Origin of the sequence: Crocosphaera watsonii WH 8501, assembly GCF_000167195.1 — a bacterium.
GTDB classification, from domain to species: domain Bacteria; phylum Cyanobacteriota; class Cyanobacteriia; order Cyanobacteriales; family Microcystaceae; genus Crocosphaera; species Crocosphaera watsonii.
Genome location: NZ_AADV02000019.1, coordinates 1 through 17,115 on the forward strand (window position 1 = coordinate 1; position 17,115 = coordinate 17,115).

Below are 17,115 nucleotides of genomic sequence, written 5' to 3' on the forward strand. Positions count from 1 at the left end.
ATGACAACGCAGTGCAGCTGCTCGCTGCTTGTAGATCTAGAGGATCCCCATTGAAGATTACTACCCGATGGTAGTCTAAATAGAGCACTTATGATATGCAAGATAGTTCTAGGAGAGATCCATGTACAGTTCAGCTTTAGGAGCAACTTCTGGCCAGACAACAGCTTACGGTAGTCGTATGTTTGTCTATGAAGTGGTGGGGTTAAGTCAAAATACAGACAATGATAGTCTTGACTATCCCATTCGTCGTAGTGGTAGCGTCTTCATCACCGTTCCCTACGGACGCATGAATCAAGAAATGCGTCGTATTAGCCGTATGGGAGGTCGTATTGTCAGTATCCAGCCTGTTGATGCCGAAACCCCCCTCAAGTCCACTTCTAATGGTTCTAGTACAGCCAAAGTTGCTCAACCACAAGCAAGCAACCAAACGGAAAAAAAACGTAAATCTATGACTCAAGCGAAAACAAAAATTCCCACTAATATTTATCGTCAAAAAAGTCCCTACGTTGGCAAATGTATCGAAAATTATGCTTTAGTTGCTGAAGGTGGTAGTGGTATCGTTCAACACGTAACCTTCGATATTTCTGGTGGTGATCTTCACTACTTAGAAGGACAAAGTCTTGCTATTATTCCACCTGGAACCGATGCAAAGGGTAAACCCCACAAGTCTAGACTCTATTCCATCGCTTCTACCCGTCATGGGGATAAAGTGGATGATAAGACCATTTCTTTGTGTGTTCGCCAGTTAGAATACGAACACCCCGAAACCAAGGAAACCGTTTATGGTGTTTGTTCTACCTATCTCTGTAACCTGGAAGTGGGTGCAGATGTAGCTATGTGGGGTCCTGTGGGCAAAGAAATGCTACTTCCTGATGAGGAAGATGCTAACATCATCATGTTAGCCACAGGTACAGGAATTGCTCCTTTCCGTTCCTTCTTATGGCGGATGTTCTTTGAGAACAACCCAGAATACAAGTTCAAAGGTAAGTCTTGGTTAATCTTTGGTGTTCCTTATTCTGCTAATGTTCTCTACAAAGATCAGTTAGAAGAGATCCAAACTAAGTATCCTGATAACTTTGATTTAACCTACGCTATCAGTCGGGAACAGAAAAATAGCGAAGGCGGCCGGATGTATATTCAACACCGTGTTGCTGAACAAGCTGAGAAGTTATGGACCATGTTACAAGATCCTAAGACCCATCTCTATATGTGTGGACTCAAAGGAATGGAAAGTGGTCTAGAAGAAGGTCTAAGGGACTTTGCTTCTAAACAGGGCGTAGAATGGCCTGACTTCGTTAAGCAACTGAAGAAAGAACACCGTTGGCACGTTGAAGTTTACTAAATTTCAGTGCTGTTTAAAATATAGGAGAAAGGGGTGAGAGGATCTCACCCTTTTCTTTTGCAAATATAGTTTATTGACATCTATTCTCAATCTGCTCCAAAGTTTCAGTCTATTTTGTTTGTGTTAGGATAAGCGTGAGAATTAATAGTCTTAACTTTAATATATCCGAAAGTCCAACCCAAAAAACATAAAATTCATGTCAAAAACTATCATTGTTTCCAATAGACTTCCGGTAAAGATCGAAAGAAACCAAGCCGGAGAATTTGAGTATAAAACCAGTGAGGGAGGTCTAGCTACAGGGCTTGGGTCGGTTTATAAAGAAGGTGATAATATATGGGTTGGGTGGCCAGGATTAGCTGTCAACAAAACTGAAGACAAAGAGGAAATATGCTCTAGATTGAAAGAGTCAAATATGAGTCCTGTATTCCTCACTAAAAATGAAATAGAAGAATACTATGAAGGCTTTAGTAATGAGACCCTATGGCCAAACTTCCATTATTTTAATCAGTATGCTGTATACAGCGACGTATTTTGGAATACCTACAAAAAAGTAAACAAGAAGTTTGCCAAGAAACTTGAGGAGATAATCGAAGACGGGGATAAGATTTGGATTCATGACTATCAGTTGTTAGTTCTTCCGGCAATGATCAGAGAAACTCATCCTAACAGTAGCATTGGATTTTTTCTCCATATCCCATTTCCTTCCTACGAATCATTTAGATTATTACCGTGGAGAACGGATCTCTTGACAGGTATGCTGGGAGCAGATTTTATTGGCTTCCACACCTACGATTATGTGCGTCACTTTCTCTCTTCTGTCAATAGATTGGTTGGCATAACGGATAATGATGGTCACATGAATGTGGGGAATAGGTTGGCTATGGCAGATGCAATTCCTATGGGTATTGATTACAATCGATACGCACAGGCCGCAGCTGATCCCGAAACACTAGCAAGCGAGGTAAAGTATCGAATTTCTCTGGGTGATGTGAAGTTAATATTATCCATCGATAGATTGGATTATTCCAAGGGTATACCCCAAAGATTGCGAGCTTTTGAACAGTTTATCGAAGAAAATGAAGAATTTAGGGAAGAGGTTTCTTTACTTATACTGGTAGTTCCATCTCGAGATCAGGTGCCGATGTATGCCAATCTCAAGAAGGAAATAGAATTGCTAGTTGGCAGCATCAACGGCAAGTTTGGAACTATCAACTGGAGGCCGATCCATTACTTCTACAGAAGCTATCCTTTACATAGCCTAAGTGCCTTTTACCGAATGTCCCACGTAGCATTGGTTACTCCTCTAAGGGATGGGATGAATCTAGTTTGTAAAGAGTTTGTTGCTAGTAAGTTGGACAAAAAAGGTGTATTAATATTGAGTGAAACGGCTGGTTCTGCCAAAGAGTTGTCAGACGCAATTTTAATCAATCCCAATGATACTAATCAAATGGTCGAAGCCATGAAAGAGGCTCTGAAGATGCCAGAGGAGGAGCAAATTGCACGAATGGAGACCATGCAGAAGTCATTGAAAAGATATGATATCAACGCTTGGGTAAAACTCTTCATGAAGGGATTAGAACAGGTCAAAGAGGAGCAAGAAAATCTTCGGACAAAACCCATTTCTTCAGTGGTCAAAAATAAACTTTTGCAAGAATACCGTAGCTCAAAAAAACGGATCATTTTCCTTGATTATGACGGCACTTTGGTGGGTTTCTATGCTAATCCTAATGACTCCGTACCAGACGCAGAATTAGAGGAGTTGATGACGAAGTTAACGGCAGATACCAACAATCAAGTAGTTGTCATCAGTGGTAGAGGCCGTGATTTCTTGGAGAAATGGCTCTCAAAATTCAATGTTGATTTCATCGCCGAGCATGGGGTTTGGCACAAAGAAAATGGAAAGGAGTGGGAGTGTTTTGTGGAACTAGATACTTCCTGGCAAGAAGAATTTGATCGAGTGCTAGAGATGTATGTAGATCGTACCCCTGGCTCTTTTATAGAGCGTAAGGATTTTTCCATGGTATGGCATTACAGGAAAGTGGAGCCAGGTTTGGGTGAACTAAGATCCAGAGAATTGGCCAATCTTTTAAAATATTTATCCGCCGACAAAGATTTACAAGTCCAAGAAGGTGATATGGTCATCGAAATTAAAAACGCCAGGGTGAACAAGGGGGTTGCTGCCGCTTCCTGGTTGAAGAAAAACGATTACGATTTCTCTTTTGCCTGTGGTGATGACTGGACCGATGAGGATACCTTTAAAGCCATGCCAGAGGACGCATTTACCGTTAAAGTCGGGTCTTCTTCGTCGGCTGCAAAATATCGGGTTGAGAACTTTAAGGATATCCGTAAACTGTTATTGAGCCTAGCTAATCAGTAGAAGTTGGGTAAATCTAATTTCCTGGAAATGCGGTTGGCTGCATTGAGCAAACCTACATGGCTATAGGCTTGGGGAAAATTGCCCCACATACTTCCATCTGTAGCAGTTATGTCTTCGCTCAAAAGGCCGACATGATTGCTGTATTTGATTAGGTTTTCAAAATATTTGATGGCTTCTTCGATTCTACCCACACAGGCCAATGCCTCCACATACCAAAATGCACAGATCAAAAATGTGGATTCAGGCTTACCAAAGTCATCCGCGTGTAAATAGCGGTAAAAAAGCCCATTTCCTGCATGAAGCTCGTTTTCCATGGCCTGCAAATGTTCTTTAGCCTTCTCCGTGTGACCAGGCAGATAATTCATGAGGATCAACTGAAGGTTGCTGGCATCCATCCGCTCAACCCCTACTGCTTGGGCGTAGCCTTTTTTGGATTTCACGTAGCATTTTTCGATCATTTGTTGTGATCTTGCTTTGAGTTGAGTTGCTAACTCTGCAATTTTGTCATTTTTTAGGGTTTTTCCAATTTTGATGGCGGCACTACTGCCGGCCCAATGGAAAAGATAGGTATAGCAATGTTGCTGAGCCAGATTTCTAAATTCCCAAAGCCCGGCATCTTTTTCTTCAAAAGTTCTCTCGATCATTTTCAAGGTTTTGAAGATGAGACTGGGGGCATCAAAACGTTCGTCAAAGACTATACGCAGGTCATTGAAGAGGGGTAATAAGGACACCAATACCTGACCATATACGTCGTTTTGTTTGTGGGTGTAGGCATCATTACCAATCCTGACAGGGGTATTATCCAGGTATCCTTTAAGATCCAACTCTTTTTCGATCAGTGCTTTAGTGCCATCAATACCGTAGAGAGGTTGATAGCGGTTATCTTCTTCGATGGTGGTATTGAGGATGTAATGGAAATATTTCTCCGACTCTTCAAAGTGACCAATATTATTGAATGCGTTCAGGGTGTAATAGGTATCCCGTAACCAGCAGTAGCGATAATCCCAGTTTCTGCCACTACCTGGACTCTCAGGAAAGCTAGTGGTGGTTGCAGCGACGATCGCCCCTGTGTCTTCGTACTGATGAATTTTCAGGATCAGGGCTGAGCGTATAGCTTGACGTTGATAGAAACTGGTGATGTTGGCTGACTTGATCCAGTTTTGCCAGTATTTTGTCGTCTTCAGTAAAAACGCTTCGCAGGTTTCGTCGAGGGCGGCCTCTAGTGGGGGTCCCCAGGTTAAAACCATGTATTTGGTTTCACTCAAGACAAAGCTTTGGTTGCTGAGAATATTGGTTAAGGAGATATTGGTGGTGAGTCGTACTGAAGCATCAAGTCCGAGAAACCTGATATGATTGCTCCCTAAGCTTGGTTCCGGTTCCAGTTGCCCATAGTTACCTTTAGGATGGCATCTAACCACAACTCTTGGGGTTCCCGATATGCGCTCTACTTTTCTAATCAGCATCAGGGGTTTAAAGTATCTATCCTGCTGAAAAAATCGTGGCGCAAAGTCAGTGATTTTGTAGCATCCAGAGTTACTGGTGATCTCTGTCGTTAAGATATTAGTATTTTCTATGTAAGACTGATGGGTTGAAGTGATGGTATCTGTTGGTTTTATGGAAAATTCTCCCCCTTTTTCCTGATCCAATAAGCCACCAAAAATGAAACTGCTGTCAAACCTCGGCCAGCACATCCAGGTGATATCGCTATCTTTTTGAATGTGTGCGGTATAGGAACAATTGCCAATTACACCCTGATCATACGTATGTCTTTTGCTTTCGTTCATAATTTAAAGATTGATAGTGAGGAGAATAAGGCAACCTAAGAGACATCTTATAGTGACATCCTCCCACGCTAACTGCTAGGCAGTATAGCGTGGGCTTCCCGACTCACGACGGGATATTTCTGCCCACAGGGGTATTCCCCTACGCCAGTTATCTAGGCTCATCACCCCCGACACCTCGACTTGACAGACTGTTTCCTTTCCTCTGAGTCCCAGAGTAGTAGTTTCGATACCTCGATTACAGATTTCTTGAGCCGATGCCACATCACGGTCAACAAAATAGTCAACCCCATAACCGCATTCTTGACAAACATGAAACCTGTCAGTCAAGCTTTTTCTGACCTCCGCACGACAATTAGGACAAGTTTGGCTAGTTCCCCGATGGTCAACCAAGCCAAAATATTTACCCCTTACCTTACAGACATATTTCAGAATATCCCTAAATTGGCCAAAACCTGCATCAAGGGTATGTTTTCCAAGAAAACCCTTAGCCATTGTGCGAAAGTCAATATCTTCCATGAAGATAGAGTCCCCCATATCACACACTTTATGGGCTAACTTGAATTGGTAATCTTTACGCTTGAAAGCAATATGATTGTGTTGCTTTTCTACCTTTTTTCTGGCTTTTTCGTAGTTATTAGAAAGTTTCTGTTTTCTACTTAGCCGACGTTGTAGCACTTTCAGCCGACGGTGTTCGGTTTTGAAGAATTTACGTCCCTTTTCTAAATAAGAATCTGATGTAGCAAGGTAACTATTTAACCCTACATCTAATCCTAACGGATGCCCAAATGGTGTTTCTATTTTAGGTAAAGTTATGTCAGATTGAATGCTAATTACGGCAAACCAGCCCTTAGCTTTTTTGATAACTCTTACTTGTTTGATGACAAAACCATTAGGAATTGGACGATGAAGATTGATTTGTACTTTTCCTACTTTTGGCCGTTTTATATGCCACCCACGCCAGTTCCTCCTGGGGGAAACCCCCAAGACCGGACTGGCTCCAGTCAAGGGATTACCCCTAAACTGAGGAAATAGCAAAGACTTCATTTGTCCATATTTCTTGAACCGAGGAAAACCGAACCCCCGATTACGAAAAAAGTCCCAAGCATCGTGAAGCCTTCTAACATTAGTTTGCAAGACTTGACTTGAGACTTTAGCTAATTCAGGAAATACTTTTTTAGCCTTTGGTAATTGATTTTGTTGCGGATGATAACTAGGGAAAGGGTACTCAGCAGACATGATGTATTCTGACTCTAAACTACACCTATCTACTGGACACTTACGGGAAGCAATCCAATCCTTCAACTCCCGCAAAGCATAGTTATAAGAACGGCGACAAATTTCTAGCCATTGGTCTAACATTGCCTCTTGTTTGCTGTCAGGGTAGATTCGGTACGAGTAGTTGAGTGTTAGAGTCATGATAATATGTTAGCACAAAAATAATAAAGTGGTAACATAAATTATCTAAGCAAGGTTGTGCTGTCGCACGTTAATATATTGGTCGGGCTTTATCCGCACGCTATAAACGAGGGGTACTCACCTACGGTTCGATGCGTCCCCCTCGTTTATAGCGTGGGACTTAGCCCGACATTAAAGTTAATTATACTCCCAGCCTGAGTGTTTCCTGTCAAAATTTCAATCTAGTATTCAATGTTAATAAAAAATCCCCCCAAATGGGAGGAAACGATAACTTAATTTTATTATTTGAGCTATCTTAATTCACAGGAATCTCTATAACACCAGCGTAGTAAGGTCACACCAATAACAAACTTAACTCCTTCTAATATCCAATAACTCCAATGAAGAGGAATCATCATAAAAGGCATAGTAGTGGTCGCCTCAAAAACATTAATTTCTAATCCAAAAGCACTTAATTCTGGGGTTAAGAAATAAGTGTAAACCAAAGTAATACCTAGTAAAACACTGGCTAAAATAATTGACCAACGTTCCTGAAGGTGAATAAGAAGATGATGACGACGGAAAATCAAAAATCCCGTTAACACAAGTGCTGCACACAATAATTCAATGCGGTTGAATAAACCAAAAATAATATAACCCGCACTGGCAAAACCACCCTGATTCATCATACCTGATAAGGATAAACCAGGAATCACAACACAATCAAGCAGAATACTACTACTTAGCCAGAAACCTAAAGCAAACATAACAATGGTTGTCCAGCTAAGAAACTTCCAACGACGATTAGATAAAGCGTTCATATTAGGATCGGCTCCTTTTCTTTCCTATTTATATTATTGGAACAAGTTGCTACGAATTCACACATTTTGATAAATTTCTTTACTTAACAAAATCGTAACGTAACACAGGCATCTTGCTCATCACAACCAGTAATAACTTTAATATTTCTTAATATCTTACTCTAGGATCGAGAAAACCATAAGTTAGATCGGCAATAACATTAAAAATAACAATTAAAATGCCATAAATAAAGGTGATAGCCATCACTACAGGGGTGTCACTTCTTTGAATAGAATCGATTAATAATGCGCCAATTCCTGGTACTCTAAAAATTTGTTCTGTGACTAATGCACCAGTAAAAATTGTGGGAATATCTATAGCAATTAAGGTTACTACAGGGATTAAGGCATTACGAATAATATGATTGTTTAGGATGGCAAAATCATTTAATCCTTTTGCTTGTGCGGTACGAACATAATCATGGGTTAATTCGTCTAAAATAGCGGAACGAATAAAGCGCATTAGCACAGCAGATTCATACAATGCTAAGACAGTAATGGGCATTATAGACTGTTTTATTTGCTCGATAAAAGTAGATAAATTAGTTATTTCTAGGGTGCTGTTATAAATGAAAGGAAACCAGTTTAATTGTACACTAAAAATAACAATCAATAATAATCCTGTTAAAAAAGTGGGTAAGGAATAGCCTAAAAAGGCAAAAGTTGTGAGCATTTGGTCTAATAAAGAATAGCGTTTAATAGCGGAAATAATTCCTAAAGGGAAAGCTATTAATATACTGAATATATAAGCAGTTCCTACCACCCATAATGTGGTAGGAAGACGTTGTAAAATGAGTTCTAATACAGGACTACGACTGGTAAAAGAATAGCCTAAATCTCCCTTTATGAAGGCTAAAAACCATTTAATATAACGAATATGAATGGGTTGATCTAGTCCCAGAGTTCTGCGAATATTTTCCCTAACTTCTTGGGTAATAGAAGGGTTAGAGGCGAATTCTCCCAGGGGATCTCCTGGTGCTAATGCTAAGATAGTAAAGAGGACTAAACTAATAGCAATTAGAGTAGGAATGGCGATTAAAAGGCGTTTGATTAGATATTGAGTCATTTAATAATGGATAATGAACAATGGATAATGAAATAAATATTAATCCTACATTCCCCTCCTGTTCCCCTCCTGGGAGGGGTTAAGGGTGGGTAGGGTTAGAGGTGGGTTAAATTCCTAATTTGTCATTCCGAGGTACTCCGAATCTCTTTAATCATAAACTAAGTATCACTTTCTTAACAATAGTATGGATAATTTTTTTCTAATTATATCTTGAAATTTTAATTACTGATAATTAACCGAATTATCAAAAATATTGAATTTTTAAACCATTAATTAAACATTAAACTATTATCTATTTTTGTCCCACATTTCATCCATAACTTCATGGATAACTTGATTAATGTCAACATTTTTTTAGAATTCTTATCCTTCTTTTTTCTTAATATTTGATTATCAACTTCGCTTTTTTTCATTAAAGAAATACAAACAAACCAACTATAAACGAGAAAACGAATAACTAATAGGCAACTAAACTTGAATGTATTTAATATATCTTCTCCAGTCATTATTTCTTCAAAAAAATAAATGATGATGCAAGACAAAATTAATCCAAGAAAATCCCCCACTACCAATGATATAACTTTATTCGTTTGATTAAAATTAGCTTGTTCTGAAACAATAAAAATTGTTATAATTACTATTGTAAGTATCAAGAATAGTGGCAATAATGATATGACAAAATCTACCAATATAAATTCTCTTGATTGACCATCATCCCAAAACCATTGATTTCTACTAAAGTCAAACATCAATAATGCAGTACCTCCAACAAATGAAATAACACTAATTGGAGTAAACAAATAAAAAATTAAATCAAGATCGGAAGGACCTGAATAATTTTTTCCCCGTTCTACAATATAATTTTCCCAAGATATATGGGTGAGATACTGCCTATAATCGTTGTTTATTACTTGATCGTCAATTTTTTTGTTTTCAAATTTTAAATAGTTCTTTCTAAGAATACTTAAATTAACTAGCTTTTGTTCTACTCTTGTATATATATATTCCCCAATCACTTTATTCTTTTGTAGATTACCTAATGAACGAGATATTAAAAATAAACTTAAAACTGGTATCAACCAATTAAAAATAACAATACTGGGAACAAGACCTAGTTCTTCAATTGTTTTTCCATTAGTTGCTCTTGTAATTTTTAAATAATATTCAACTTCATTTGATGTACCTACAATGATTACTTTCGCATTGTCTAAGTCTAACTCTCCCTCTAGACCTTTTTTTAATATAGGATCTTCTTTGATTTTTGTCTCAATTTCATCTTTTACTGGTTGATTAAAGTCTCGTAATTTCAGTTCTTTGTTAAATCCTTTTTTGATTACTTTAATGTCATTAAATACCTTGATAGCATCGTCTGGTATAATTTCAGAAACATTTTCTACAGTCAAAGGCATTTGTATTGTAGTATCTTCTTCTGTTAAAAAATCTGATAATGGAGCTAAACCAATTGATGCTATGGTAAATATAGCAGCTAAACCTAATAAGATAAGTTGACTAATTTCTGAAGCATTTTGCAATATTTCAGATCGTAAAGTTTCATATTCTTTTAAAGTGATTTCTATAGCTTTATCTATATCTAATAATTCAAGAAATTTTCGATTATTTAATTTATTTGATAATCTTTCACACATGAAATCTACTTGCTGCCAGTTGTTCTGTTTATTCATAAATTCAGGATCGTGTCGTGTTTGATTAACTAGATCACTTAGTTCGTTTTCTCCTATTTTAAACAACCATGTTTCAATACTCCCTTTGTATATATGAGTATAAGCTAGATTTTTGTTATTTTTACATAACTCAATTAATCCCTCAACAGAATAAGCATATAAATTTAGTTCAGGATCAAATTCAAATCGTTTTGCCATTTCTAGATTAGTGGTTGTAAAAAAATGATGATTCAGTAATTATACAATGCTTAGGAAACTTTTGAAAAAATAGCACTAAAACTTCTTTTTGCTGATTACAACCATAGCACCACCCATTATGATTAAGATGTTACTAAGATTATTTGTTCCTCAGAATGACAATAAAATACAAAATTCCTACTATTTTCAATTCGCAAAAAATAGTAGGAATCAAGTTCAGAGAGAGATTAGTCTGTTACAATTATGAGGAGATTAAATTTTAAATCAATCATTATCTACTTGGGATAGTTCAAATTGAACATTAGATAAATAATTAGAATCATTAAGGACTTCAGAAGATAAACGCCCTGCTTCAATAGCAGCATTAACTAAAGATTCAGCATTAATTTTACCCGATTTAATTGCTAAACTAAAGCGAATATAACCTGGAATTCCTTGTTCACTAAAAGTTCCACCTCTGCCATGACTGACTAAATTAACAGGAGATAAATAAGCAGTGTTATTTTGTTCCATGCTGGACATAACTGCTACTGTTTCATTTGCGTTAACAGGAGCGAAAAAACCACCTAAAACGAGAGAAGATAAACCAGCGATAACTAAACCTTTCATTATTAAGAACTCCGTTGCTTTGTTTCGTTATTATTTAGTATGGGAGCCTTGCCTGAAAAACAAATGATTAAATTCTGAGTTAAAAATAAGAATTAATTGCTTTATCTGAGAATTTTTTAAGATATAACAAATTATTGAGGAGTATCAAAACTGTTAACCTATGGAAAAAGAGCCATTAATCGAACTCAGAGGGGTTTCCAAAGCGTTTGGAGGCTATCCTATCTTAGATGAAATCGATTTAACAATCTACCGAGGAGAAGCTTTAGTTATTATTGGTCCATCAGGAACCGGAAAATCCACAATTTTACGCCTAGTTGCTGGATTATTACCCGTAGATGCTGGAGAAGTTTACATCAAAGGCAAACGCAGAAAAGGCATTATCGAAGATGGCCATCAACCCATGCGTATCGCCCTAGTTTTCCAACAAGCAGCCTTATTTGACTCCCTCACCGTGGATGAAAATGTAGGCTTTTTTCTCTACGAACATTCTAAACTGCCCCGTAACCGCATTCGGGAATTAGTAGAAGCTAAACTTGCTATGGTGGGTTTGCAGGGAATGAGCGATCGCTACCCCTCCCAACTTTCAGGAGGGATGAGAAAACGAGTCAGTTTTGCTCGGGCCTTGATTGCCAACCCAGACAACCCTCTAGATGACCCGGAAATCGTCCTCTATGACGAACCAACCGCCGGCCTTGACCCCATCTCCTCAACGGTGATAGAAGACCTTGTAAGACGGTTACAAAACGCCTCAGGAGGCTGTGATACCTACGTCATGGTGTCCCACCAGGATAGTACCATTAGGCGTACTGCCGATCGCGTTATCTTTCTTTATGGGGGCAAAATTCAATGGGAAGGAAAAGTCGATGAGATTGACAACACAACTAACCCTATCGTTAGACAGTTTTTTAGTGCCAGTGTTAAAGGCCCCATTCGTATGATTGATTAATCAAAAATGGATAATGGCTCCCAACTCCGAACTCAATTTGATTAAGTTATGGTAATAAGGGGATAAATACTCAAAATCTTTGGAAACAGTGTGAGGCAAGACTATGTTACGAATGCGAACCCTTCAAGAAGGCTCAGTTGGGCTATTTGCCCTTTTTGGTTTAATCATCTTTGGGAGCATAGTAGTTTGGTTACGGGGGGGTATTCTCGGCCAGCAAACCTATCAATTTTTTGCAGACTTCGAGAATGTTGATGGGCTGCAAATTGGGGCCCCAGTGCGTTATCGGGGGGTTGCTGTGGGCAAAATTTTGGGGCTACAACCCAGTAGTAATGGGGTAACGGTGGCTGTAGAAATTTCTTCTGCTGAATTACGAATTCCCAAAGACTCAAAAGTTCGGATTAACCGCTCTGGTTTAATAGGAGAAGCATCGGTGGATATTACCCCTTCCAGGGAGTTAGATGAAGAGGCTTTAGCTATTGATCCCGTGGGCAAAGATTGTGCCTCAGCAGAGCAAATCCTCTGTAATAATGATGAGGGTATTAAAGGGGAAAGGGGATCGCAGTTGGTGGAAGCCTTAACCCGTTTGAGCCGGGCTTACAGCGATCCTGAGTTTGTGGGTAATCTCAACGCAGCAGCTAGAAATGTGGCTAAAGCAGGGGATAAAATCGCCACCCTATCTCAAGAGGTAACTGAATTATCTAAAGCTGCAAGGGGCGAAATTGGTGGGGTGAGTGACTTAATTAGTAGTGCAGATCAAGCTGCTAAAGATGCCTCACAGTTGATGCTGAATGTGAATACTGTGGTGGCAGAAAATCGCACCGATTTCAATCGTACTGTCAGCAGTGCTGCTAATTTAGTTAGTAATTTGGATGGCTTAGTCTCAGAAAATAGGGGCAATATTGTTAATACTTTAAGCAGCATCGAAAGAACCAGCGATCAGGTGCGTTTATTAGCCATGAACTTTAACACAACCGTTGATCGAGTTAATGAAGGGATCGATGAAATTGATATGGCACAATTGGCCAACGATCTCGAAGTTTTAATGGCTAATGCTGCCCAAACCGCACAAAATTTACAAAATTTATCCCAATCTCTCAATGATCCCGAAGTATTAGTAACCATTCAGAAAACCTTAGATTCTGCCCGTGTTACTTTTGAAAATACCCAAAAAATTACCTCCGATGTGGAAGAATTGACAGGAGATCCTACTTTTAGACAAAATATTCGTAAGTTAATCGATGGATTGGGTAATTTAGTTGCTTATACGGAACAATTAGAACAACAGGTATATGTAGGACAAGTAATTGAATCTGTCACCGCTCAAGTTGAATATAGTTTACTGCCACAACAACACTTAAAGTCATTTTCTCCTGAGCAAAAAGTCCCTGCTAGATTACCGAAACGTCTGTCACCTATCAATAAACCCGTTCCTACAACAGAGACAAAGGCAGCCCCAACTCCAGTTGAAAAAGATGAGGAAAAACAAGAGTCATCAAGGTAATCTACCTAATTATTATTTAATAGTTGATCTGATGAATTTCCCCCCGTCTCCCCGTCAAACTCCAAGAATTAAGTTTTTTGCAAAAATGGGATGCTCCCGGTTGGTTCCTCAAACTTTTTCAATATATTGGTGTGCTAGGTTTGTTAGTGCAGGTTGGGGTTTAATGTTTGATCGTTGGCAAAATTGTCAAGATACTAACATAGTTTAGTAATTATTGACTATTTTTTCCGTGAATCTTTTAACCGTTTTAATTTTTGTTTCAAGTTTTTAAAAGAGTCAGTCTGCACAATTTCTGCCACTTGTTTTGCCTGTTTACTTCTATCGATTTCAATCTTTAATTCTTGAACTTGTTGGCGGAGTTTAGTTTCCCTAATTTCCACCTGTTTGGCCATGTTTTGGAATACCCTGGCCAGTTGCCCCAACTCATCTTCTCTTGCAGCAACTCCATCAAGACTATCAATAGTAAAAGACTCGCTCTCTACAGCAGCAGCAGCTTCTGTAACTAATTTAACCTGCTCCAAATACTTCAACATTATTTGATTTTTCTCGTAGATTTCGTTCTCTAAATCTGTTGAATGTTCTGTAACTGTATCGAGCATAATTTCTAAGTCTTCTTGCTCATTTTTTAACTCTTCAATTTCTTTTTGAAGGGATTCATTTTGCTCAATTAATTCGTCTGGTGAAAGTTGCTTATCAATCATAATACTTATTCAAATTCTAGTGTCAGAGTAGGCATTAATCGCTGTAATTTTTTTAAGGATTTTCCCTGCCAATTGGACTTTGGACAAAAAAAGTTTGTTAGCGTAAAATATACGCTAAACTAAAATCCCAAAATATCGGCTCTGTATCAGTCAATAAAATTGGCTGACAAATAGGGCTAATCTATAGATTCTGAGGAAAACTAAGGAGCTTTTAAGTTTTCAGTTGATTTTTTGCTCCCTTTCTTGATAACATCATGACGAGTTCGTGGGGCTTTTTTGTAACCTTTAATACGTCCGGAAGAAAAACCTCGACGTTTGGGAAATTTGGCGAAAGTCCCCAAGGTCGTAATTATTCTTGAAAAGTCTCTTTGAACTAGACTAGGGGTGATTTTGATGGATTTATTAGTCTTCAAATACTGTTCCCAATCACGGGGTAAAACCACAGCTAATTTTCTGGCAGCCCACAAATTTACATAAGAAAGAAGTGTTAGTTTAAACCAATTTTCTTCATGATGTACATCGGGAGTTAAATAAGATGTCATCAATAATCTTTGTTTACCAAATCGAAAAAGATGTTCCATGTCATAACGTTGTCGATAACACTGATAACAATCAACTAAACTTAACTCATCGCGCCGAGAACCAATAACAATAAGCCACATAGGTTTCCAAATACTATTTCTTTCTTGATCTCTGACAACAATCTGGAGTAAAGTAAAGGGGTGATTGTTCATTTTATAGTTTTTAGTTCCTCTCATTAACATCTGTTTCCATCCCGAAATAGTCACTGTTAATTGACGACCTTTTTTCGTTGTAAAGGGAACATGATGAACTTCATCAGGTTCAGTCCAAGTTTGGTCATCTTTAAGGTCAAATTTATCCCCATACCAACGGGGATGTCCCGAAGTTTTGGCTTGATTTGGGTCCCGAATAAATTGACGATAAAAAACTCGGTCACTTCTAACTCTTGTAATAGTAACTACGTCTTCATGCTTAACTTGTTCCCCAATAAAATCCTTTTGGCTGTAGTCACTATCAGCCACTAAGGCAGATAATTTATCAGAAAATAAAGAACTTTGCCAGATTTTTTTTAGTTGTTGATTGCCTTGATTTACTCCTTTATGTTTAGAGGGGACTCGCTCTCCTGATAAGGGGACAGGGAGTTGTGTCAATACCAAATAAGTTATAATGTTTTGAAGTGGGAGGAATTGTTCTCGATACCGCTGAAAATAAAGTCTCAATTCTCTGTTCATAATTAGGGTCAGTTTGAGTGGGTAAAAACTCTTGAATTCCTCTATATAAACTGTTATAATCTCTTCTAAATAAAGGATTGAGAGACAATTCAACGACTGAGTGAGCTTGTTGGTTACTGGAGAGGGCATCGAGTAATTCTATAATAGTTTCTTTTCTAGCTTTTAGTCCTTGGAAGAGGTTAGACCTCCACACCAGGAATTCCTCGACAGACGTAGCCGTTTCATTTTTGGTCATTTTTAAAATTTATTACCTTATAAATTAGCTGAATATATACGCTAACATCAAAAGAGGTTGTTTGTTACAGTTAAGGCTAATGTCATCACATTCCGAACTTAAGACCAGTCAAGATGTCCACCTGAGAGCCAAACAAATTAAGAGTCTAATTCGCTCTCTTAAACAGAAAATAAAGAAAATTGAACGGGAAGGGGAAGTAGCACCAGCTAATTGTCATATTATTCGTTATCAGGTTAATGGAAAGGGAACAATCTACTGGTATTATAAACTACAGGCTGCTGAATCAATTTTTCCTATGGCCACTAATAATGAGAAAAAAACCAAATATAAATATTTAGGACGAGCCGGAAGTTCTGCTCATATTGATGCTGTAGAAAAACTCACTAGAAGAAATCTCATTGATGAATTAGAACGAGTCATTCAATCTCTAACTGAAAGCTACTTAGATATCTATATTGGAACCGAAACTGAATGAAGCTATTTAATATTTAAAATCCCCTAAAAAGATGGAAAGAGAGTTTTTAAAATCACCTTAATTCTCTATTTTAGCTCTGGAGATATGTTTAGCGTAAAATTTACGCTAACAATTGTTTTTTATCCAAAGTCCAATATTTAGCCAGATGAAAAATATCCACAGCACCATATCATATCATGAAAGACTCTTTTGACCATCCCTAGACTGCAAACTTTTAGGTACTTATGTACGATTTGATTTTTCTCCGTATAAATGTTGACTTTGTCAAAACATTATGCTCTAATAGAGGAAGTCTAGCAATAAACTAACTTCGATTAGATGTTAACCTAAATATTTGGTTGTGTTGAGTTTGCTTTGTTAAAACTTTATCATAAGGAATGAATTGACATTTACGTATGGATTTTAGACAAACTAAAATGTTGACTTTGTCAAAACAGTATATTTTAATCAAGATTATATATCAATAAGCTAACTTATGTTAGAATTTGGTATAGATGCTCACTTTTGTTGAGTGAATTTTCTGAAAACTTCATGGGAAACAACAAGCTTAGGCGTTTCGCATCGTACATTATTACTATGACTGAAGCACAAGATTCTCTTGTTTGAGGGAATTATTGATCGCAAATAAAGCATTCAAAAACCAGTGTGAGTCAAAAAAATTGTATATCTTGATACTTTTAATATTGGCCGC

The 17,115-nt window shown here is 37.9% G+C and carries 12 protein-coding genes and 1 pseudogene; 5 read left to right on the top strand and 8 right to left on the bottom strand.

What is annotated here, in order from left to right:
* Window positions 1-121 precede the first annotated feature (121 nt).
* Together petH and CWATDRAFT_RS14190 are read left to right on the top strand one after the other, a co-directional pair.
* Window positions 122-1,342, top strand: a complete 1,221-nt coding sequence (petH, locus tag CWATDRAFT_RS14185; protein WP_007305665.1) for a ferredoxin--NADP reductase — start codon at window positions 122-124, stop codon at window positions 1,340-1,342.
* Between the two features lie 196 nt (window positions 1,343-1,538).
* Window positions 1,539-3,719 (top strand): bifunctional alpha,alpha-trehalose-phosphate synthase (UDP-forming)/trehalose-phosphatase, encoded by a 2,181-nt coding sequence (locus CWATDRAFT_RS14190; protein ID WP_007305666.1) that lies wholly within the window; start codon window positions 1,539-1,541, stop codon window positions 3,717-3,719.
* On the opposite strand, the gene CWATDRAFT_RS14195 is transcribed toward CWATDRAFT_RS14190, so the two are convergent.
* The 6 genes from CWATDRAFT_RS14195 to CWATDRAFT_RS14220 all read right to left on the bottom strand — a co-directional run bounded on the left by CWATDRAFT_RS14195 (window position 3,713) and on the right by CWATDRAFT_RS14220 (window position 11,313).
* Window positions 3,713-5,503, bottom strand: coding sequence for a glycoside hydrolase family 15 protein (locus tag CWATDRAFT_RS14195; RefSeq protein WP_007305676.1), 1,791 nt, complete (start codon window positions 5,501-5,503; stop codon window positions 3,713-3,715). The genes CWATDRAFT_RS14190 and CWATDRAFT_RS14195 overlap by 7 nt on opposite strands.
* Window positions 5,504-5,578: 75 nt before the next feature.
* Window positions 5,579-6,919: an RNA-guided endonuclease InsQ/TnpB family protein gene (locus CWATDRAFT_RS14200; RefSeq protein ID WP_007305675.1), complete on the bottom strand. Its 1,341-nt coding sequence runs from the start codon at window positions 6,917-6,919 to the stop codon at window positions 5,579-5,581.
* 290 nt (window positions 6,920-7,209) lie between these two features.
* Complete coding sequence (locus CWATDRAFT_RS14205) at window positions 7,210-7,719, bottom strand: hypothetical protein (protein WP_007305674.1); 510 nt, start codon at window positions 7,717-7,719, stop codon at window positions 7,210-7,212.
* 148 nt (window positions 7,720-7,867) lie between these two features.
* The gene (locus tag CWATDRAFT_RS14210; protein ID WP_007305673.1) at window positions 7,868-8,824 is read right to left on the bottom strand and encodes an ABC transporter permease; all 957 of its coding nucleotides are present in this window, start codon (window positions 8,822-8,824) and stop codon (window positions 7,868-7,870) included.
* Between the two features lie 269 nt (window positions 8,825-9,093).
* Window positions 9,094-10,704: a hypothetical protein gene (locus CWATDRAFT_RS14215; protein ID WP_007305672.1), complete on the bottom strand. Its 1,611-nt coding sequence runs from the start codon at window positions 10,702-10,704 to the stop codon at window positions 9,094-9,096.
* A gap of 264 nt (window positions 10,705-10,968) precedes the next feature.
* The gene (locus CWATDRAFT_RS14220; RefSeq protein ID WP_007305671.1) at window positions 10,969-11,313 is read right to left on the bottom strand and encodes a hypothetical protein; all 345 of its coding nucleotides are present in this window, start codon (window positions 11,311-11,313) and stop codon (window positions 10,969-10,971) included.
* Between the two features lie 160 nt (window positions 11,314-11,473).
* On the opposite strand from CWATDRAFT_RS14220, the gene CWATDRAFT_RS14225 reads away from it, so the two are divergent.
* Both CWATDRAFT_RS14225 and CWATDRAFT_RS14230 read left to right on the top strand, forming a co-directional pair.
* Window positions 11,474-12,259: an ABC transporter ATP-binding protein gene (locus CWATDRAFT_RS14225; protein ID WP_007305667.1), complete on the top strand. Its 786-nt coding sequence runs from the start codon at window positions 11,474-11,476 to the stop codon at window positions 12,257-12,259.
* 103 nt (window positions 12,260-12,362) lie between these two features.
* A complete protein-coding gene (locus CWATDRAFT_RS14230; RefSeq protein WP_007305668.1) occupies window positions 12,363-13,760 on the top strand; it encodes an MlaD family protein in 1,398 nt (465 codons plus the stop codon).
* Between the two features lie 218 nt (window positions 13,761-13,978).
* Here the strand turns inward: CWATDRAFT_RS14230 and CWATDRAFT_RS14235 are convergent, their stop codons facing one another.
* Window positions 13,979-14,461: a hypothetical protein gene (locus CWATDRAFT_RS14235; protein WP_007305670.1), complete on the bottom strand. Its 483-nt coding sequence runs from the start codon at window positions 14,459-14,461 to the stop codon at window positions 13,979-13,981.
* 200 nt (window positions 14,462-14,661) lie between these two features.
* Window positions 14,662-15,949 (bottom strand): annotated as a pseudogene (locus CWATDRAFT_RS14240) (transposase).
* A gap of 79 nt (window positions 15,950-16,028) precedes the next feature.
* Here CWATDRAFT_RS14240 and CWATDRAFT_RS14250 point away from each other — a divergent pair.
* Window positions 16,029-16,424 carry a hypothetical protein gene (locus CWATDRAFT_RS14250; protein WP_007303072.1) on the top strand — a complete coding sequence of 132 codons (396 nt, stop codon included), beginning with the start codon at window positions 16,029-16,031 and terminating at the stop codon, window positions 16,422-16,424.
* Window positions 16,425-17,115 lie beyond the last annotated feature (691 nt).

What these genes read in the sequence shown, in the direction of transcription:
- petH (WP_007305665.1), top strand. Translation starts at nt 122, where the DNA reads ATGTACAGTTCAGCTTTAGGAGCAACTTCTGGCCAGACAACAGCTTAC.
- CWATDRAFT_RS14190 (WP_007305666.1), top strand. Translation starts at nt 1,539, where the DNA reads ATGTCAAAAACTATCATTGTTTCCAATAGACTTCCGGTAAAGATCGAA.
- CWATDRAFT_RS14195 (WP_007305676.1), bottom strand. Translation starts at nt 5,503, where the DNA reads ATGAACGAAAGCAAAAGACATACGTATGATCAGGGTGTAATTGGCAAT.
- CWATDRAFT_RS14200 (WP_007305675.1), bottom strand. Translation starts at nt 6,919, where the DNA reads ATGACTCTAACACTCAACTACTCGTACCGAATCTACCCTGACAGCAAA.
- CWATDRAFT_RS14205 (WP_007305674.1), bottom strand. Translation starts at nt 7,719, where the DNA reads ATGAACGCTTTATCTAATCGTCGTTGGAAGTTTCTTAGCTGGACAACC.
- CWATDRAFT_RS14210 (WP_007305673.1), bottom strand. Translation starts at nt 8,824, where the DNA reads ATGACTCAATATCTAATCAAACGCCTTTTAATCGCCATTCCTACTCTA.
- CWATDRAFT_RS14215 (WP_007305672.1), bottom strand. Translation starts at nt 10,704, where the DNA reads ATGGCAAAACGATTTGAATTTGATCCTGAACTAAATTTATATGCTTAT.
- CWATDRAFT_RS14220 (WP_007305671.1), bottom strand. Translation starts at nt 11,313, where the DNA reads ATGAAAGGTTTAGTTATCGCTGGTTTATCTTCTCTCGTTTTAGGTGGT.
- CWATDRAFT_RS14225 (WP_007305667.1), top strand. Translation starts at nt 11,474, where the DNA reads ATGGAAAAAGAGCCATTAATCGAACTCAGAGGGGTTTCCAAAGCGTTT.
- CWATDRAFT_RS14230 (WP_007305668.1), top strand. Translation starts at nt 12,363, where the DNA reads ATGTTACGAATGCGAACCCTTCAAGAAGGCTCAGTTGGGCTATTTGCC.
- CWATDRAFT_RS14235 (WP_007305670.1), bottom strand. Translation starts at nt 14,461, where the DNA reads ATGATTGATAAGCAACTTTCACCAGACGAATTAATTGAGCAAAATGAA.
- CWATDRAFT_RS14250 (WP_007303072.1), top strand. Translation starts at nt 16,029, where the DNA reads ATGTCATCACATTCCGAACTTAAGACCAGTCAAGATGTCCACCTGAGA.